The following is a 16,616-nucleotide window of genomic DNA, read 5'->3' on the forward strand; positions in this document are numbered from 1 at the left end:
TCCCACAACTCATCAGGCACGAGACGCTCCACTATCCCCACGAGCCCAGACTACCCAACCAAATGAGATGACTTCTTAGCCTGTCAAGGTGTGGGCAGACACAGCCGCCATGGGATAGAGCCGGTTCTCGAGGGTTTCTCCCAGCAGCGGCCGGCCTGCCAGGTCGGGCTCGGTCTCGGCCTGGGCTGCCTTGCGGGTCTCCAGGGCGACGGCGTCGGCGGTCATCGCCCCGGCGCGCAAAGCTGCGGCCAAACCGGCGACGATGTGCTCGTGCGGCAGATACCGGCCCAGCAGCAAGACCTCGATCAAGGCCGGCTCTGGCACAGATCTTGGGGAGTGGTCGCGGAGCGTCACCTTGGCGTTCGACTGTGTGAGGCGTCGTGTGAGACCGCGTACAGCATTGCCGTCTGAAAACCGGATGTGACTTCCCGCCAAGCCCCTTGGCCGTCGCTGTCGTGGTCGACAGGCTGGACCCTTACAAGCCCTACCTTGATCGGTGTTTTCGCCGAGGGATGCACCAGTGTCACCCGACTGCACGGCGAGCTGGTTGCCGAGCGCGCTCCCGTCACCTACGCCATGGTCCGCGCCCACATCGCCACCTTGCGCGAGGCGCCCTACTCCCCACCGCCACGACCCTGGCAGTACGGCAGGCGACCGGCTGGCTCACCCGTCACCCCGCGGCCCTGACCGAGGAAGGCCGGGCTGGCCTGAAGGAGGTGCTGGCCCGCTGCCCCGAACTGGACAAGGCGGCCGGACACATCCGCGATTTTGGCGAGATACTCACCGACCGCCTCGGCTCCAGACTCCCCACCTGGATCGACGCAGTCGACGCGAGCCGGCTGCCCGGCCTCACCGGCTTCGCACTCCACTTGCTCCGAGACCTTGACGCCGTGACCGCCGGGCTCACGCTTGACTGGAGCTCCGGCAGCATCGAGGGCGCCGTCAATCGAGGGCGACGTCAATCGCATCAAGAAGATCAAGCGGCAGCTCTACGGCCGAGCCGGATTCGAACTCCTCCGCAAGATGATCCTGCTTCAGTGACCCTCCGGAGTTTTCGACCCCAGATGTTGCGCCAGAAACGCCTTCGGACCTCACCCGTCAGAAGCGCGGCCCAACAGTGGGATGCGAGACCAAGGCACAGGCAGCTCTCTGCAGTTTCGCTTCCCACGCAGCCTCGTCGAGCCCCAGCGTGTACTCGATGCAGCACGCGCATGGTGGGAGTAGAGCCAGGAATGCTTGCTCCTCAGCGGTCTCGACTTCCATCTCCGACCACTCGTCCGACGCCATTTCGGCGAGATCCACCTTCCCGGCGGTGAAGCGCGTGGCCAGCCTGCGCAGCGCAAATCGTCGGGCCAGGTCGTGATCGGGCAGATTGATCCCCAATTCTTCGAGAGCCTGCTCGAACGTGTCGCGGATTTCCCGGGGGTCCGCGTGACGCGGCAGGCCGGCGAGCTCGCACAGGGTTGGCGTGTCCATTCCCGCCGCGAGTGCCTGGGCAGCGGTCATCGGTAGGTCTTCCGGACACACCTGATCCGCCTGATACAGCCACGCCGCCTCCACCAGGGGCGGATAGGTGTTGTGGACAGGGCTGTCAGGTTCGGATGTCTCGTCTATCGCTGCCATGGTTCATACGATGCCAGCACAGTTCGCGAGGCAGCCCTGCAATTTGGACTGTCCCGGCAAACCGCCCTGTGGTCCGACTCGGCTCATGCCCCGGTGACACTCTGCGACCGCTCCCCAAGATCTGTGCCAGAACCCACTGTTGCTCGATAAAGCCACCCTGGCAGCCCCCGTGCCACTGGCACGGCCCGCTTCGGCCGATGGAAGGCTCAGTCTCGCTGACCGTGAGGTGTTGCGGCAGAGCATGGTCTGGGAGTCGGCGTGTGATGGTGCTGGTGCGGTGACTGGTCCCCGTTTTTCGGTTGGTGACTGGTTCGACGGGGTGGCTGGCCTGCGCGCCGCTGGTCGGTCGTTGTGCCGATGGCTGCGGTGACGATGAGGAGTGTTCCCAGCCATTGTGTCCATGTGAGGTCCTGGCTGAGGATGACGAGCCCGAGCAGGGCGGCGGCGACCGGCTCCAGACTGACGAGGACGGCGAAGGCTGCGGACGAGACGCGTCGCAGTGCGGCGAGTTCCAGGGAGTTGGCCACGACGCTGCTGAGCAGGGCAACGACTGAGCCGGCGCCGAGGACCCACGGGTTGAGGAAGGCCTGCGGTTGTGTGGTCGCAGCGACAGGGATGGTCAGCAGCGCAGCCCACAAAGTCGCCGGTGCGAGGATGTTGTCTCCCCGGTAGCGACGGCCGGCGTGGGAGCCGAGGAGCATGTAGGCGGCCCAAGGAAGCGCCGATGCCAAAGCGAAAACGATGCCCGCACTGGAAAGGGAGCCCGCGGACCGATAGTTGATCAAGAAGACTCCACCGGCTGCCAGTACCGCCCAGACCAGGTGGAGCGGACGGCGCGCACCGGCCAGGGAGACGGTCAGGGCTCCGAGGAACTGCAAGGGGACGGCAATGCCGAGGGGGATCTTGGCCAGGCTCAGGTAGATGGTGATGTTGACTGCGGCCAGGGACGTGCCCAGTGCCGCGATGAGCAGCAGTGAGCCGCCGTCTTTGGGCAGGCGGGGCCGCTGGATCAGCCACAGCAGCGGAGCACCGAATCCGAATCGGAGTGCGGTGATCACTAACGGAGAGGCCACGGTGAAGGCGACCGTGGCGACTGCTTGGCCACCCTGCATGGCCAGAACGCTGACCAAGACCATTGCCACGCCCGTGGTGGCGGTCGACCGGGCAGGGACACGGATCTTGGCCATGGTCAGACCCTCGACGGGGGCGAGCTGTGCTGCATCTGGACGCTGGTGACGCGGGGGCCCCCGCGTGTGGCGACGGTCCCTGAGCGCGCTGTGACCGCTCTGGCCCGAAGTGAGCCACAAACGCCGTGGGCCCGGACGGTCAGGCCGTCCTCGGCTCGGTGTCGGGAGATCCTCCCGGGCCGGCTGCGGTACGGGCATGTGCGCACGGCGCCGTTCCTCCTCCTCGCAGGTGTAGGGGTCTCCTGAGAGTGTCCCGGCGGTCGAGCATGCAGGTCCAGGTTGGGTTTATTCACAAAAACGTGTAAAAAAGTTTCATGATTGATCTGCGGCGCCTGACGGCTCTACGGGCGATCGCCCGGTACGGCACGGTCACCGCGGCAGCCGCGTCTCTGCACCTGACCCCCTCGGCAGCCTCCCAGCAGATGCGCCAGCTCAGCCGCGACGTAGGGGCCCCTTTGCTGGAGCCGTACGGACGCCGGGTACGGCTGACCCCGGCCGCCTGGGTGCTGCTCCGTCACGCGGAACGGATGGAGGACTACTGGCAGCAGGCCGAGGCAGAGTTGGCCACCACTCGGTCGGCCGCGCTGAGCGGGACTCTACGGCTGGCCGGCTTCCCCACGGCAGTCTCGATCCTGCTCGCCCCGGTAGCCGCGCAGCTTCAGCACGTCTCGCCAACGCTGACCGTCGAGGTCCGGGAAGCGGAGCCGGCGGACTGTTTCGACCTGTTGTTCTCCGGAGACACCGATCTCGCCGTGGTGGAGGCGACTGCCGACAACCCGCCGCTGAGCGATGCCGCGTTTGCGCAGCATCCGCTCTTCGACGACCCTTTCGAGCTCCTCACTTGCGTCAATCATCCGCTGGTCGGACGCCCTTCGGTTGCTTTCCACGACCTTGCGGAGGAGTCGTGGGTGGTGGGGTTTCCCGGTGACTCCGCGCGCCAGCTCATTCTCGCCGCCTGCAACAGTGTTGGCTTCAGTCCGGCCATCGCCCACCAAGCCCGCGAGTGGAGCGCTGTGGCGAGCCTGGTCGCGAACGGCCTCGGTATCGCGCTCATCCCAGCCACTGCGGCCCTGCCACCCCATCCCCAGCTGATCCGCACGTCGTTGGCGGGAAGCGTCAGACCGGTCCGGCAGTTCGTGCGGGTCGTGCGCAGTGGCAGCGATCGGCACCCGGCCATCAGTGCGGTGGCCTCGCTCCTTGACGGCCTCGCCGCCGAGCACGAAGACCGGGCCGGCTGACGGAGCACGCGCCGCCCCGGCAGCCTGATGGCGCAGCCCCTAACAGCCGGGGCAGGAGCCTGACGGCTACCACAGGGCCTGACGGCCCACCAAGTGGGGAGCAGCGGACTGGGGCCCGGCCGTCGCGCCGCTGGGGGCGCATCTGGGCCGCTCCGCGCGCTCACGCGCGGCGGGACCGCTACGCGGCCACACGGCGGGCCCGTCCGGTCCTGGGAATCCAACCTCGGAAGGGAACAACCAGCCGCTGCTTCTTCCGGCCGTGCCTGATCCGTGCCCCGATAGGCAGCTTCGGTGTTTCCGCCATCCGCCGTCCGCCCTCCCGTGTTACGTCAGCGTAGGTCGGACTTCCCTTGTACGGGGCCGTCCGCGACCATTGGGGCACTCATTGTGATCGAAATTTGGGGAGGAGCGGCACGTATGCCTCACCTGGTCTTGTGGGACATCGACCACACGCTCATCGAGTCGCGCGGCGTCGGGCGCGAGCTGTCCGCCGCAGCCTTCGAGCAGGTGACGGGTCAGCCCATGCGGGACCAGGCGAAGATCGACGGCATCACCGAGGCTGTGATCTTCCGCGAGACCGCGGCGATGCACGGCATCACGACCGACCGGAGCAACTTCGAACGGTTCGCGCAGGCCCTCACCGAGCAGCACATGCAACGAGCCGCGCAACTCAGTTGGATGACGGTTCTCTGCTGAGAGCCCGCCTCTCCCGCAGCCGAATACCCCGAGGCCGACGTCGAAGCCTAGGACGACACGTCCAATACCATTTCGGCGCTATTGACCACGACGGCCGCACAGCGGAGCTGAAGACGCACGAAGGGGAGTGCGCGATGTTCCCTCTCGACATGGGGGCTCGGGCTGTAGTCCTGGGCGCGTGACTTGATGGGTAAATGCTGCACACCGTGGGCCCAGTGTACGGCGCCTCCGCCGAGGGCCCCTCGCTCCTGGCGTCCTGCTATCGCGAATCCCTGCGCGTTGCCGATGAGTTGGGCGCACGGACGGTGGCGTTCCCGGCGATCTCGGCCGGTGCGTACGGACAGCCTCTCCAGGACGCCGCACGGATCGCCGTCGAGACGGTGAGGGAGACGGAGACGGCTGTCGGGGAGGTGCGGTTCGTCCTCTTCGAGGACCGGGCGTACGCCGCGTTCGCCGAACAGCTGGGATGTCGGGCCCCCGATGGCCGGCGGGCCCGCTGGGCTGACGGGACCCTCCAATGGCCGGGCGGGCCCGGTGGGCTGAGAGACCCCTCCGGTGGCGAGCGCCCCGTTGCGCTGACGGCCCCCTCCCGTGACGGGCGGGCCCGTGGGCATGGCGTGGCGTCATGGGTGCGCATGACGGACGCCATGGACAGTCAACTGCCGCCGTGCCACGCTGACATGAGCGCGGATCAGGTCGTGGCCCCCTTCTGACAACGATGTCTGAACGGGGTGTGCGCGGCCGTCCGTCGTGCCCTCCCTCCCCACAACGAGGAGCAACGATGAATCCACGACTCAGAGCCACGGGTCTCGCCACGGTCCTCCTGGCTGCCGCCGCACTGGCGGGTGCCTCGCCTGCCCTGGCGGTGACCCCCGCCCCCTCCGCGGGCACCGTCGCGACGCATGTGAGCGGGAACGACCAGCGCGAGGCCGCCCGCTTCTGGACCGCCGCACGGCTGCGCGGCGCCAAGGACGTGACGACCGCAGATCCGGCGCGGACGGGCCGGGCCGCGAGCGGTGCCGTCCCCGCGGACAGCTTCGTGCCGACGCCGCCGCCCCCGGAGGCCGCGGGGACCGGGGCGCGCGTCCTGGTGCCCCCGCGGCCCGCGCCGGCCGTGAGTCCGGCGTCCCGCACGGCCCCTGACGCCTCGGCGGCCCTCGCGTCCGATCCGACCGCGTGGACCGGCGGCGGCCTGATCAGCACCACCGAGGGCAAGGTCTTCTTCCAGAACTCGACGGGCGGCACGTTCGCCTGCTCGGCGACGGTCGCGAACAGCGACAACAAGTCGATCGTGCTGACGGCAGGGCACTGCGTGGTCGACGCCGCCACCGGCGAGGTCTACCAGAACTGGGTGTTCATCCCGGGATACGCCAACGGGAACCGCCCCTACGGCACGTTCACCGCGTCCGCCCTCTTCCACCGTGACGAGTACGTCTCCACCGGCGGCAACGCCAACTACGACTTCGCCTTCGCCAAGGTGGGCACGGTGAACGGCGCGACGCTCGCGGACACCGTGGGCGCGCAGGGCATCGCCTTCAACTCGCCCACGGGACAGGACGTTCACTCGTTCGGCTACGGCGGCTCGGCCGCCGAGGGCGGCGGCGAGCGCCTCAACCACTGCGAGGGCACGGAGTTCGCGGACACGGGCCGGGCCGGCTCCACGATGTGGGGCATCGACTGCGTGCAGACCGGCGGGTCCAGCGGCGGCGGCTTCCTCTCCAACTTCGACAGCTCCACCGGCGGCGGCTACCTCGTCGGAAACATCAGCGTCAGCGCGGGCAGCAACGAGTACCACCCGTACCTCGGCAACGAGGCCCTGAGCCTCTACCAGCAGGCAGGTTCCTGACCGGGCTCCGCCCCGCCGCCGTACACAGGGCCGGACACACGGTCAGGTGTACGGACGCGGGGCGGGCGCGGAGTGGGCGCGATAGGGAGATCGCGGGGATCTTCCGTCGTTCGGTCCACGCTCCGTGTCCGCACGTGGACAATGTGCACATGGCCGGAGACTGGATGCGCCAGCTGGAGCAGCTTCACGCTGGTCTTGTGCGCCGGGACGACCCCACCGCCTGGGTGGTCGAGACGGATGCCGTCAGGGCCTCCGTCAGCTATCCGCATCTCGCCCTGCGCGGGCCGGTGTTCGGGCTCGCCGCCCGGGACACGGAGCCCGGCGGAGCCTGGCGGGTGGTGAAGCCGGTCATCTGCGGCACCCCTCAGGAGGCGCGGGACAGCCTCAACTCCCTGCTGTGGTTTCGCGCGAAGGACGACACCGACGACCGCGCCGTACGCCGCGAACTGCTCGCCGCGGTCGCGGTGCTGGAGCGCGAGACGCCCAACGAGGTCGAAGTCCTCGGCACGCGCTACCGGGTGGTGCGCGGCGACGAGATGGCACGCAGTGGCGAGGACGGCCTCGAACCGCCGCGCCCGACCGACATGGACCCGCCAAGGCCGTCCTGGGACAGGCGCCGTGACGTGCCCTCGCTCGATCCGGGCGCCTGTCTGGACGCCGGGCAGGAGGAACTGAGCCCGATGGCCGCCGCGATGAAGCTGGCGCTGCGGGAATTCGCGTACAGCGGGGCGAGGTTTCCCGCCGAGGTGCGTGCGGACTCGGCCCGTTCGGTGCGGACCCATCCCGAGGTGGTGCTGCTGCCCACCGGGTTCGGCGTGGCCGAACGCAAGGGCACGCGGTGGACGCCCCGCAGTTCCCTCATGCCCACTCCCCACGACGCCCGCCGCCTGCTGTACGGGGCGATGACCGAGACGTGGCCGCTGATGTACGAGTTCGACGAGCGCGAGAGAGCCGCCTACGCACGGGCCGCGGAGGGGTTCCGGGCGGCCCGTCGCGCCAACGAGGCGCGGGTCGGCGACGTCCTGTACCGGATCTGCCGGATCGAGCGACTGGTGCGTACGGGCCCGGAGGGGCCGGAGCCGCCGCGCCGCTCCGACCATGACGAGTACGGGCCGATGAAGCTGCATCCGACCATGGACGAGGACGGCACCCTGCACTTCGACAGCTGACAGCGGCAGCGGGCCCGGCGCGCGGGGCACGGCCCGGTCCGCCGGCCCGCGCGGCCGGTGGGCGATCAGCCGCGGCGCTGGGCCGGCAGCGCCGTCCTCGGTACGGCGAGCGCCGTGACGAGGATGCCGTCCCCGGTTGTCCAGCGCCCGCGGGTCGCCGTCAGCCACCGGGTGTCGGGGCCGTCAGGCGCCACGGTCAGCGCGAAGCCGAACGTGCCCGACGAGTCCGCCTCGGGGACGGGTGTCACGTCGGCTTCCGCGAAGTCGAGTTCGTAGCGGGTCCGCGGGTACCACGCCTTGAAGATGGTCTCCTTCAGGCTGAACACGAGCCGGTCCCACGCCACATGCGGGTACGCGGCGGCGAGCGCGGTGATCCGCGTCCGCTCGGCCGGCAGGGTCACCGCCTCCAGCACGCCGTCCGGCAGCGGCTCATTCGGTTCGGCGTCGATACCGATCGCGTGCACGTCGGCGGCCCGCGCCAGCGCCGCCGCGCGATAGCCGTCGCAGTGGGTCATGCTCCCGACGAGGCCGTCGGGCCACTGCGGAGCGCCGCGCCGGTCCGGCAGCAGGGGCACCGGGGACACGCCCAGTTCCGCCATCGCCGTCCTCGCGAGGTCCCGTACGGTCGTGAACTCGCGGCGCCGCTTGTCGACGGCCCGCGCCACCACGGCACGCTCCTCGGGGAACAGGACGTCGCCCGACGCGTCGGTGAACGTGTCGTACGCCGTCACGGCCGCCGGGAGCAGCCCCGCGATCACCGCGCCTCCCGTGCCAGGGCGGGAAGGATCTCGCGCAGCCCCGGGCGCGGCCCGGTACGCCCCCGCCACTCGCGCGGGTAGCCCACGGAGACCTCGATGAACGGCACGCCGTCGTACGCCGTCCTGCGCGGGATGTGCAGATGGCCGTAGACCGCAGCGAGCGCGCGGTACGTGAGGTGCCAGTCCGCGGTGAGCGTCGTCCCGCACCACTGCGCGAACTCCGGGTAGTACATGACGTCCGTCGGCTCGCGCACCAGCGGCCAGTGGCTGACGAGCACTGTCGGCAGCTCCGGATCGCACGCGGACAGCCGCTTCGCGGTCTCCGCAACCCGCGCCGCGCACCACGCGTCGCGGGTCTCGTACGGATCGGGGTGCAGCATGTACTCGTCCGTGCAGACGACGCCCGCCTCGTGCGCCACGCGCAGGGACTCCTCCTTGGTGGAGGTGCCGGGCGCCCGGAACGAGTAGTCGTACAGCAGGAACAGCGGTGCGATCGTCACGGGACCGCCCTCGCCCCGCCACACCGGATACGGGTCCTCGGGCGTGACGACGCCGAGTTCCCGGCACATCGACACCAGGTGGTCGTAGCGGAACCGCCCACGCAGCGTGAGCGGGTCCGACGGGTGGGTCCACAACTCGTGGTTGCCCGGCGCCCATACGACCTTGGCGAAGCGTCCGGCGAGCAGTCCCAGCGCCCACTCGATGTCCGTGCTGATCTCCCCGACGTCTCCCGCGACGATCAGCCAGTCCTCGTCCCCGCCGGGGCGCAGGGACTCGATGATGCCCCGGTTGTCGGAGTGACCGACGTGCAGGTCGCTGATCGCGAGCAGCTGCGGACCGCCCCCGGGGGCCGTCACGCGTCGTCCAGGGGTCGGGCCGCACAGGGCGCGGCCGGCGCTGCGGCCACGGCCGGGCCCGGGTGCCGGTCAATCCGTCGCGGCGGGAGCAGAGTTGCGTGCTGACTCGTCACCACTGGATGCTACCCCGAGCCCCGCCCGCGCCAGGAGGGCCGAAGGGGTTCGGCCGACAGCCGGGCGCCGGCCGCCGCACGAACGGCCGCGCCCCGCCGGCGGGGCCGGCCCCCCCCCGGGGGGGGGCCCCCCCCCCCGGGCCCCGGGCCGGGGGGGGGGGGGGGCCCCCCCCCCCCCCCCCCCCCCCCCGCCCCCCCCCCCCCCCCCCCCCCCCCCCCGGGGGGGGGGGGGGGCGGCCCGGGGGGGGGGCCCGCGCGCCGCCGGAAGCGGGCCCGTCAGTGAGTGAGCGCCGCCGGTGCGGGCCCGTCAGTGGGCGGGCCTGAACGCGGCGCGCCGGCCGAAGCCGACCGCGATCAGGGAGACGGCCGCGAGGACGATCATTGCCACCGGGAGGGACCTGGCCCCGACCCCGTCGACCAGGATTCCGCCGACCGCCCCCGCCGCGAAGATCGCCAGGTTGAAGGATGTGGTGACCAGGGCGATGGCCGCGTCGGCGTTCGCGCCCGCGGCGGCGCCTGTGGCGGTCTGCAACTGTGTCGCCGAGCCGCCGAAGGCGACGCCCCACAGGATGATGGCGACGATCGCGAGCGGTGTGGAGCCCTGGGTCGCGAGCAGAACCGCTCCGGCCACGATGAAGAGACTGATGCTCGCCAGGACGAGCCGTCGCATCATGCGGTCGACCAGGGTCCCCGTGATCCAGATGCCGCCGATCGCGGCGACACCGAAGACGACCAGAGCGACATCGGGCTTCAGATCGAGGTGCGCCTGCTGCACGTAGGGGGCGATGTACGCGTACATGAGATTGTGCGCGAGCATCCAGACGAACACGACGGCGAGGATGGTCGCGACCCCCGGAAGCCGCAGGACCTTGGCGAACGGCAGCCGTGTCCGCGCCTCCTGGCCCGGAGCGTCGGGGACGAGGAACAGTGCGGCGACGAGGACGAGGGCGACGAGCAGGGACATCGCGGCGAACGTCCACCGCCACCCGACCGTCGCACCGAGCCAGGTGCCCAGCGGTGTACCGGCCGCGAGCGCGACCGGGGTCCCGCTCATGGCGATGGCCAGGGCCCGCCCGGCGCGTTCCGGCGCGGTGATGCGCAGGGCGTATCCGGCGAGCATGCCCCACAGCAGACCGGAGAACGCGCCCGCGACGAACCGGACGACGAGGGCGAGAGCGAGGTCGGGCGCCAGGGCGGTGACGGTGTTGGCGATGAGGAACCCGAGCAGCCCGACCACCAGCAGGGGCTTGCGCCGGACTCCGCGGGTCAGCACGATCGCGGGGATCGCCGCGAGGACCGTGCCGATCGCGTAGGCGCTGACGAGCTGGCCCGCCGCGCCCGCGGAGACGCCGATCCCGTCGGCGATCTGCGGCAGCAGTCCGGCCGGCATTGTCTCGGTCATGATCACGATGAAGATGGTGCTCGCCATCACGGTCAGAGCGGCGAGGGGCAGCCTCGTATCTGATCGGGGAGAGGCGGTGGTGACGCTCGTAGCGGTCATCTGGATGGCTCCTTGAATTACGGATCGACCGATCCGATATTGATCGAGCGGTACCCCTCTGTCAAATGTGGATCGTTTGATCCGAAAGGGTTTGGCCCGGGCGGCCCCGCGGTGCGCGCCGGCGATTCCGAACGTCCTCGCGGTACGCGCGCACGGGCGCGTCGGCGGGCTGTCGCGGTGTTAAAGTGGAGCGATCGATCCGAAACTCGGGTGTGCAGGAGGTGTGCCTTGTCCACTGTCGGCCGTCCCCGCGCCTTCGACATGGAGCAGGTGCTGGAAGCCGCGGCGATCCTGTTCTGGGAACACGGCTACGAAGCGACGTCCATGGCCCAGCTCAGGGACGCCACAGGCCTGTCCTCGGCGAGCCTGTACGGGTCGTTCGGCTCCAAGCACGGCCTCTTCGAGCGGGCCGTGGAGCACTACATGGCCGGGCCGGGCAGCGTCACCGCGGTGGTGGACGACGAGTCCCTCAGCCCGCGCGAGGCGGTCCACCAGATGCTGCACCGCTCCATCGACATGCAGACCGACCCCTCCCACCCCCTCGGCTGCCTCGTCTCCCTGGCGGGCACGGTCGGAGGCCAGGAGAAGGACCGGGCCGCCGCACACGGCACGATGAAGGCGTGGCGTGCCGTGGGCCGGGGCCGCATCAGGGCCTGCATCGTCCGCGGGGTCGCGGCGGGAGAACTCGCCGAGGAGACCGACGTGGACGCCGTCGCGTCCGTCATCCACTCCTTCCTGCTGGGGCTCTCCACCCAGGCGTGCGACGGGATGAGCGCCCCGGAACTGCACGCGGCGGCGGACGCCGTCCTTGCGGTGTGGCCCGTGCCGGTGCGGAGCGGCGCCTGACCGGCCCGGCCGGCCGGCCCGACCTTGATGTCGTTTTTCTGCGAGCTTCCGGGCCGTCCGTCACCGATGCTGGGACCATGCACACCGACAGGGAACGCTGCGTCCGGGCCGTACAGTCCAAGGACGAGCGGTTCGACGGCTGGTTCTTCACCGCCGTGCTGACCACCGGCATCTACTGCCGGCCGAGCTGCCCCGTCGTGCCGCCGAAACCGGAGAACATGGTCTTCCACCCGAGCGCGGCGGCCTGCCAGCAGGCCGGGTTCCGGGCCTGCAAGCGGTCCCCCCCCCACGCCAGCCCCGGTTCCCCCGCCTGGAACGCGAGGGCGGACAGCGTCGCCCGCGCCATGCGGCTCATCCAGGACGGGGTGGTGGACCGGGAGGGCGTGGCGGGCCTGGCCGGCCGCCTCGGCTACTCGGCGCGGCAGATCGAGCGCCAGCTGCGCGCCGAGCTGGGCGCCGGTCCGCTCGCGCTGGCGCGCGCCCAGCGGGCGCAGACCGCGCGGCTGCTGATCGAGACGACGGGACTGCCGATGGCGGAGACCGCGTTCGCCTCGGGCTTCGCCTCCGTACGGTCGTTCAACGACACGGTCCAGCAGGTCTTCGCGCTGTCGCCGACCGAGCTGCGCGAGCGCGCCGCGCGGTCGGGCGCGCGGGGCGGGCGCGGCGGGCGGACCCCGGTGCCCGGCGTGATAGCGCTGCGGCTGCCGTTCCGCTCGCCGCTCACCCCGGACAACCTGTTCGGGCATCTGGTGGCCACCGGTGTGCCCGGCGTGGAGGAGTGGCGGGACGGCGCATACCGGCGCACCCTCACCCTGCCGTACGGGCACGGCACCGTGTCCCTCGCTCCCCGCCCCGGCCATGTGGCGTGCCGGCTCTCTCTCACCGACCCGCGCGATCTGACCGTGGCCATCAGCGCCTGCCGCAGGCTGCTCGACCTGGACGCCGACCCGGTCGCGGTGGACGGGGAACTCGCCGCCGACCCGGAACTCGCCCCGCTGGTCGAGAAGGCGCCGGGCCGCCGCGTCCCGCGCACCGTGGACGCGGCGGAGTTCGCCGTACGCGCGGTGCTCGGCCAGCAGGTGTCCACGGCGGCGGCCCGCACCCACGCGTCGCGCCTCGTGACCGCCCACGGCCTTCCGGTGGACGACCCCGACGGCGGTCTCACGCACCTCTTCCCCACCCCGGAGGCTCTCGCCGGGCTGGACCCCGAGACCCTGGCCTTCCCGCGCTCCCGGCGCAGGACGCTCACCGGCCTGGTGCGTGCCCTGTCCTCGGGAGACCTGCGCCTCGGCCCCGACAGCGACTGGGACGAGGCCAGGGCCCGGCTGTCGGCCCTGCCCGGGCTCGGCCCCTGGAGCGTGGAGTCGATCGCGATGCGGGCGCTGGGCGACCCCGACGCGTTCCTCCCCACGGACCTCGGGGTCCGCAAGGCCGCGGCCCATCTGGGCCTGCCCGCGACTCCGGCCGCCCTGACGGCGCGGGCGTCGGCCTGGCGCCCGTGGCGGGCGTACGCGACGCAGTATCTGTGGGCCACGGGCGACCACCCGATCAACCGCCTCCCGGCGTAGCGCACCGCCCGAGCACCTCGCCCCGCGCCGCCCCGACGATCACCACGCATCGCAGCCCAGTTGCAGTTCAGGAGAGTTGAGGACATGGAACACCGGCACACCCTGATGGACAGCCCGCTCGGGCCCCTGACCCTGGTGGCGACGGACGGCGCCCTGAGCGGCGTCTACATGGTCAGCCACCGCCACATGCCGCCCGCCGAGACCTTCGGCGCCCGCTCGGACCGGCCCTTCGCCGCGGTCGTCGAGCAGCTGGAGGCCTACTTCCGCGGCGAGTTGCGGGACTTCGACCTCCCGGTGCACCTGGCGGGCACCGACTTCCAGCGCCGCGTCTGGAGCGAACTCACCCGCATCCCCTACGGGCAGACGCGTTCGTACGGCCAACTCGCCGCGGCCCTCGGGCAGCCGGGCGCCTCCCGGGCGGTGGGCCTGGCGAACGGCAGGAATCCGGTGAGTATCGTCGTGCCCTGCCACCGCGTGGTGGGCTCCACCGGCAGCCTGACCGGCTACGGCGGCGGACTCGCGAACAAGCAGCGCCTGCTGGCCCTTGAGTCCGGCCACGCGGACGCGCCGGCGGACGCGCTGTTCTGAGAGCTCCGGCGCGGACCGGGAGCGCACGCCGTGCGAGCCGGGGGCCCGGCGGCCGACCAGGCCGTCCTACGCCGTCCGCCGGGCGGGCTCATCGGGCGTGGAACGTCCGCAGCAGCGGCGGCAGCGAGGTGCCGATCGGTTCCCTGATCACCCGCTCCGCCCGGTCGTCGTAGGGTGTCGGGTCCGCGTTCACCACGATCAGCCGTGCGCCGTGGTCCGCCGCGATGCCCGCCAGGGACGCGGCCGGCTGGACCGTGAGCGTGCTGCCCACGGCGATGAAGACCTCGCAGCCCTTCGCGATCGCCATCGCCTGCCCCAGCACCGCGGGGTCGAGGCGCTCACCGAACATGACCGTCGCCGACTTGAGGATGCCGCCGCACTCCTCGCACCGCGGGTCGTCGTCCCCGGCCGCGACCCGCGCGAGAGCCCGGTCCACTCCGGACCTCCGGCGGCACGCCGCGCACATGATCTCGCGCGCCGTGCCGTGGAGTTCCAGGACCTTCCGCGCGGGCAGGCCCGCCCTCTGGTGCAGCCCGTCCACGTTCTGTGTGATCACCCGCACCGGGGTGCCCGACCGTTCCAGGTCGGTGACCGCGCGATGGCCCGCGTTCGGCTCCGCGCGCAGCGCCGGCGAGTCACCGCGCCGGCGCCAGGCGCGGCGGCGGATCTCCGGATCGTTCATGTACGCGTCGTACGTCACGTACTTCTCGGCGCCCGGGTTGCGGCGCCATACCCCGTTCGGCCCGCGATAGTCCGGAATGCCGGAGTCCGTGGAGATGCCCGCGCCGGTCAGGATCGCGACGAGTGTCATGCCTTCGAGCGTACGGAACCAGGCCGGGCCGGTCGCCGGTCCTTCCCGCTCGGGCTCGGGTGCCGCCCCGCACCGGGACGGCGGACCGGGAGGGACGGCCGCCGGGTGCCGCCGACCGCCCTGCCGCCGGGTGCCGCCGACCGGCCTGCCCGACTGTCAGCCGACCGGCCTGCCGCTCTCCAGCTCCACCGTGCCCGCGCCCGACTCCAGCACGTCGGGCGCGCCCGCCACCCGGCCGCCCAGCGACCCGGGGAAGTACGCGGCGATCTCGGAGCGCTCCACGAGCCGCCAGGACACGAGCTCCTCCTCCTGGAGCACGATCGACGCCAGCTGCCCGGCGTCGAGCACCCCACCGTCGTAGAGGTACGCGGCGATCGGCGGGCGGCCGGGGCCCGGCACCCAGTCGACGGCGAGCAGTCGGCCCGGCGCGACGTCCAGGCCGATCTCCTCCAGCGTCTCCCTGCGGGCGCCGTCCCGGGGGCTCTCGCCCTCGTCGGACTCGACGGTCCCGCCGGGCAGCGCCCACCCCTCGCGGTAGTTCGGCTCGACGGCGAGGACCCTCCCCCCGGCGTCGCGGAACAACATGGCGGCCCCGGCCAGGATGCGGGGCAGGCCCGCGATGTACGTGGCGTAGTCGTCGCTAACTGTCACCCGTGCAGCGTAGTGCGGCGGCTGCGCCCGAAGGGCCTGGGCAGCGCGGACGAGCGCCGGATAGGGTCGTGGGCGGCGCGACTGTCTGTTCGAAGGCAAAGGAATGACACGTGACGGACGGAGCAGTGAGTGGGGCCCGTGACGGCGGCGGCACGCGGGAGAGCGTGCTGGTCGCGGCGGACAAGTTCAAGGGATCGCTGACGGCGGTCGAGGTCGCGGAGCGGGTCGAGGCCGGTATCCACCGCGTCCGGCCGGGGGTACGGGTCGAGGCCCTGCCCGTCGCCGACGGCGGCGACGGTACGGTCGCCGCGGCCCTCGCCGCCGGGTTCGAGCGCCACGAGGCACGGGTCACCGGGCCGCGCGGCGAGCGGCTGACGGCGGCCTACGCCCTGCGCGAGGGCACCGCCGTGGTGGAGATGGCCGAGGCGTCGGGCCTCCAGCACCTGCCGCCCGGCGTCTTCGCGCCGCTGACGGCCACGACGTACGGCACGGGGGAGCTGCTGCGTGCCGCGCTCGACGCGGGCGCGCGCACGGTCGTCCTCGGAGTCGGCGGGAGCGCGACCACCGACGGCGGCGCGGGCATGCTCACCGCGCTCGGGGCGCGGTTCCTCGACGCGGCGGGCGAGCAGGTCCCCGCGGGCGGCGGCGGGCTCGCCCGCCTCGCCTCCGCGGACCTGTCCGGGCTCGACGCGCGCCTGGCGGACACGGAGATCGTGCTCGCGAGCGACGTCGACAACCCGCTGACGGGGCCGAAGGGCGCCGCGGCGGTGTACGGCCCCCAGAAGGGCGCGGGCCCCGACGACGTCGCCGCGCTCGACGCGGCGCTCACCACCTTCGCGGCGGTGCTCGAAGCCGTGCCGGGCTCCCGCGCGGCCGGCCTCGCCCAGGCGCCGGGCGCCGGGGCGGCGGGCGGCATCGGCTACGGGGCGCTGGTCGGCCTCGGTGCCGGTTTCCGGGCGGGCATCGAGGTGATGCTCGACGTCCTGGGCTTCGCGGCGGCACTGGAGCGCGCGACGCTCGTCGTGACGGGCGAGGGCTCGCTGGACGCGCAGACCCTGCACGGCAAGGCCCCCGCGGGGGTCGCGGCGGGGGGGGGGGGGGGGGGGGGGGGGGGGGGGGGGGGGGGGGGGGGGGGGGGGGGGGGGGGGGGGGGGGGGGGGGGGG

General features: G+C 72.0%; 17 protein-coding genes and 2 pseudogenes. 11 read left to right on the forward strand and 8 right to left on the reverse strand.

Annotation, left to right across the window (positions count from 1 at the left end; translation table 11 throughout):
- Window positions 1–75: 75 nt before the first annotated feature.
- Entirely contained in the window at window positions 76–309 is a 234-nt protein-coding gene (locus LCE31_RS22465; RefSeq protein ID WP_225016898.1) for a hypothetical protein, read from the reverse strand.
- Window positions 310–489: 180 nt separating this feature from the next.
- Between LCE31_RS22465 and LCE31_RS22470 the strand changes: the two genes are divergently transcribed.
- Window positions 490–687 (forward strand): hypothetical protein, encoded by a 198-nt coding sequence (locus LCE31_RS22470; RefSeq protein ID WP_225016900.1) that lies wholly within the window; start codon window positions 490–492, stop codon window positions 685–687.
- Between the two features lie 222 nt (window positions 688–909).
- Window positions 910–1,041, forward strand: coding sequence for a hypothetical protein (locus LCE31_RS22475; RefSeq protein WP_374118521.1), 132 nt, complete (start codon window positions 910–912; stop codon window positions 1,039–1,041).
- 57 nt (window positions 1,042–1,098) lie between these two features.
- Here the strand turns inward: LCE31_RS22475 and LCE31_RS22480 are convergent, their stop codons facing one another.
- Together LCE31_RS22480 and LCE31_RS22485 are read right to left on the reverse strand one after the other, a co-directional pair.
- Window positions 1,099–1,623, reverse strand: a complete 525-nt coding sequence (locus LCE31_RS22480) for a hypothetical protein (RefSeq protein WP_225016902.1) — start codon at window positions 1,621–1,623, stop codon at window positions 1,099–1,101.
- A 206-nt stretch (window positions 1,624–1,829) separates the two neighbouring features.
- Window positions 1,830–2,810 (reverse strand): EamA family transporter, encoded by a 981-nt coding sequence (locus tag LCE31_RS22485; protein WP_225016904.1) that lies wholly within the window; start codon window positions 2,808–2,810, stop codon window positions 1,830–1,832.
- Between the two features lie 314 nt (window positions 2,811–3,124).
- Between LCE31_RS22485 and LCE31_RS22490 the strand changes: the two genes are divergently transcribed.
- From LCE31_RS22490 to LCE31_RS22510, 5 genes and pseudogenes are all read left to right on the forward strand, one after another.
- Window positions 3,125–4,048, forward strand: coding sequence for a LysR family transcriptional regulator (locus LCE31_RS22490; protein WP_225016906.1), 924 nt, complete (start codon window positions 3,125–3,127; stop codon window positions 4,046–4,048).
- A 417-nt stretch (window positions 4,049–4,465) separates the two neighbouring features.
- Window positions 4,466–4,720 (forward strand): annotated as a pseudogene (locus tag LCE31_RS22495) (HAD family hydrolase); the annotation flags it as partial.
- A 218-nt stretch (window positions 4,721–4,938) separates the two neighbouring features.
- Window positions 4,939–5,211, forward strand: a pseudogene (locus LCE31_RS22500) (macro domain-containing protein); the annotation flags it as partial.
- 314 nt (window positions 5,212–5,525) lie between these two features.
- A complete protein-coding gene (locus tag LCE31_RS22505) occupies window positions 5,526–6,590 on the forward strand; it encodes a trypsin-like serine peptidase (RefSeq protein ID WP_225016908.1) in 1,065 nt (354 codons plus the stop codon).
- Window positions 6,591–6,739: 149 nt separating this feature from the next.
- Window positions 6,740–7,759 carry a DUF5954 family protein gene (locus LCE31_RS22510; RefSeq protein ID WP_225016910.1) on the forward strand — a complete coding sequence of 340 codons (1,020 nt, stop codon included), beginning with the start codon at window positions 6,740–6,742 and terminating at the stop codon, window positions 7,757–7,759.
- 65 nt (window positions 7,760–7,824) lie between these two features.
- Here LCE31_RS22510 and LCE31_RS22515 read toward each other — a convergent pair whose 3' ends face one another.
- The 3 genes from LCE31_RS22515 to LCE31_RS22525 form a co-directional block, all read right to left on the reverse strand.
- Complete coding sequence (locus tag LCE31_RS22515; RefSeq protein ID WP_225016912.1) at window positions 7,825–8,517, reverse strand: 4'-phosphopantetheinyl transferase family protein; 693 nt, start codon at window positions 8,515–8,517, stop codon at window positions 7,825–7,827.
- Window positions 8,514–9,374, reverse strand: a complete 861-nt coding sequence (locus LCE31_RS22520; RefSeq protein ID WP_225016914.1) for a metallophosphoesterase family protein — start codon at window positions 9,372–9,374, stop codon at window positions 8,514–8,516. The genes LCE31_RS22515 and LCE31_RS22520 overlap by 4 nt, the downstream gene beginning before the upstream one ends.
- Window positions 9,375–9,794: 420 nt before the next feature.
- Window positions 9,795–10,988, reverse strand: coding sequence for an MFS transporter (locus LCE31_RS22525; RefSeq protein ID WP_225016917.1), 1,194 nt, complete (start codon window positions 10,986–10,988; stop codon window positions 9,795–9,797).
- A gap of 228 nt (window positions 10,989–11,216) precedes the next feature.
- Between LCE31_RS22525 and LCE31_RS22530 the strand changes: the two genes are divergently transcribed.
- The 3 genes from LCE31_RS22530 (at window position 11,217) to LCE31_RS22540 (ending at window position 13,990) form a co-directional block, all read left to right on the forward strand.
- Window positions 11,217–11,834, forward strand: a complete 618-nt coding sequence (locus LCE31_RS22530; RefSeq protein WP_225016919.1) for a TetR/AcrR family transcriptional regulator — start codon at window positions 11,217–11,219, stop codon at window positions 11,832–11,834.
- Between the two features lie 77 nt (window positions 11,835–11,911).
- Entirely contained in the window at window positions 11,912–13,402 is a 1,491-nt protein-coding gene (locus tag LCE31_RS22535; protein ID WP_225016921.1) for a DNA-3-methyladenine glycosylase 2, read from the forward strand.
- Window positions 13,403–13,486: 84 nt separating this feature from the next.
- On the forward strand, window positions 13,487–13,990 hold the full coding sequence (locus tag LCE31_RS22540; protein ID WP_225016923.1) for a methylated-DNA--[protein]-cysteine S-methyltransferase: 504 nt from the start codon (window positions 13,487–13,489) through the stop codon (window positions 13,988–13,990).
- Between the two features lie 88 nt (window positions 13,991–14,078).
- On the opposite strand, the gene LCE31_RS22545 is transcribed toward LCE31_RS22540, so the two are convergent.
- Both LCE31_RS22545 and LCE31_RS22550 read right to left on the reverse strand, forming a co-directional pair.
- Window positions 14,079–14,801: an SIR2 family NAD-dependent protein deacylase gene (locus tag LCE31_RS22545; RefSeq protein WP_225016925.1), complete on the reverse strand. Its 723-nt coding sequence runs from the start codon at window positions 14,799–14,801 to the stop codon at window positions 14,079–14,081.
- Window positions 14,802–14,957: 156 nt separating this feature from the next.
- Window positions 14,958–15,452, reverse strand: a complete 495-nt coding sequence (locus LCE31_RS22550; protein WP_225016927.1) for an NUDIX domain-containing protein — start codon at window positions 15,450–15,452, stop codon at window positions 14,958–14,960.
- A gap of 164 nt (window positions 15,453–15,616) precedes the next feature.
- On the opposite strand from LCE31_RS22550, the gene LCE31_RS22555 reads away from it, so the two are divergent.
- Window positions 15,617–16,616 (forward strand): glycerate kinase (locus LCE31_RS22555; RefSeq protein WP_225016929.1); only part of this gene is annotated, 1,000 nt, incomplete at its 3' end.

Source organism: Streptomyces sp. 8L (genome assembly GCF_020176795.1).
Classification (GTDB): Bacteria; Actinomycetota; Actinomycetes; order Streptomycetales; family Streptomycetaceae; genus Streptomyces.

What these genes read in the sequence shown, in the direction of transcription:
- LCE31_RS22480 (WP_225016902.1), bottom strand. Translation starts at nt 1,623, where the DNA reads ATGGCAGCGATAGACGAGACATCCGAACCTGACAGCCCTGTCCACAAC.
- LCE31_RS22485 (WP_225016904.1), bottom strand. Translation starts at nt 2,810, where the DNA reads ATGGCCAAGATCCGTGTCCCTGCCCGGTCGACCGCCACCACGGGCGTG.
- LCE31_RS22490 (WP_225016906.1), top strand. Translation starts at nt 3,125, where the DNA reads ATGATTGATCTGCGGCGCCTGACGGCTCTACGGGCGATCGCCCGGTAC.
- LCE31_RS22505 (WP_225016908.1), top strand. Translation starts at nt 5,526, where the DNA reads ATGAATCCACGACTCAGAGCCACGGGTCTCGCCACGGTCCTCCTGGCT.
- LCE31_RS22510 (WP_225016910.1), top strand. Translation starts at nt 6,740, where the DNA reads ATGGCCGGAGACTGGATGCGCCAGCTGGAGCAGCTTCACGCTGGTCTT.
- LCE31_RS22525 (WP_225016917.1), bottom strand. Translation starts at nt 10,988, where the DNA reads ATGACCGCTACGAGCGTCACCACCGCCTCTCCCCGATCAGATACGAGG.
- LCE31_RS22535 (WP_225016921.1), top strand. Translation starts at nt 11,912, where the DNA reads ATGCACACCGACAGGGAACGCTGCGTCCGGGCCGTACAGTCCAAGGAC.
- LCE31_RS22540 (WP_225016923.1), top strand. Translation starts at nt 13,487, where the DNA reads ATGGAACACCGGCACACCCTGATGGACAGCCCGCTCGGGCCCCTGACC.
- LCE31_RS22545 (WP_225016925.1), bottom strand. Translation starts at nt 14,801, where the DNA reads ATGACACTCGTCGCGATCCTGACCGGCGCGGGCATCTCCACGGACTCC.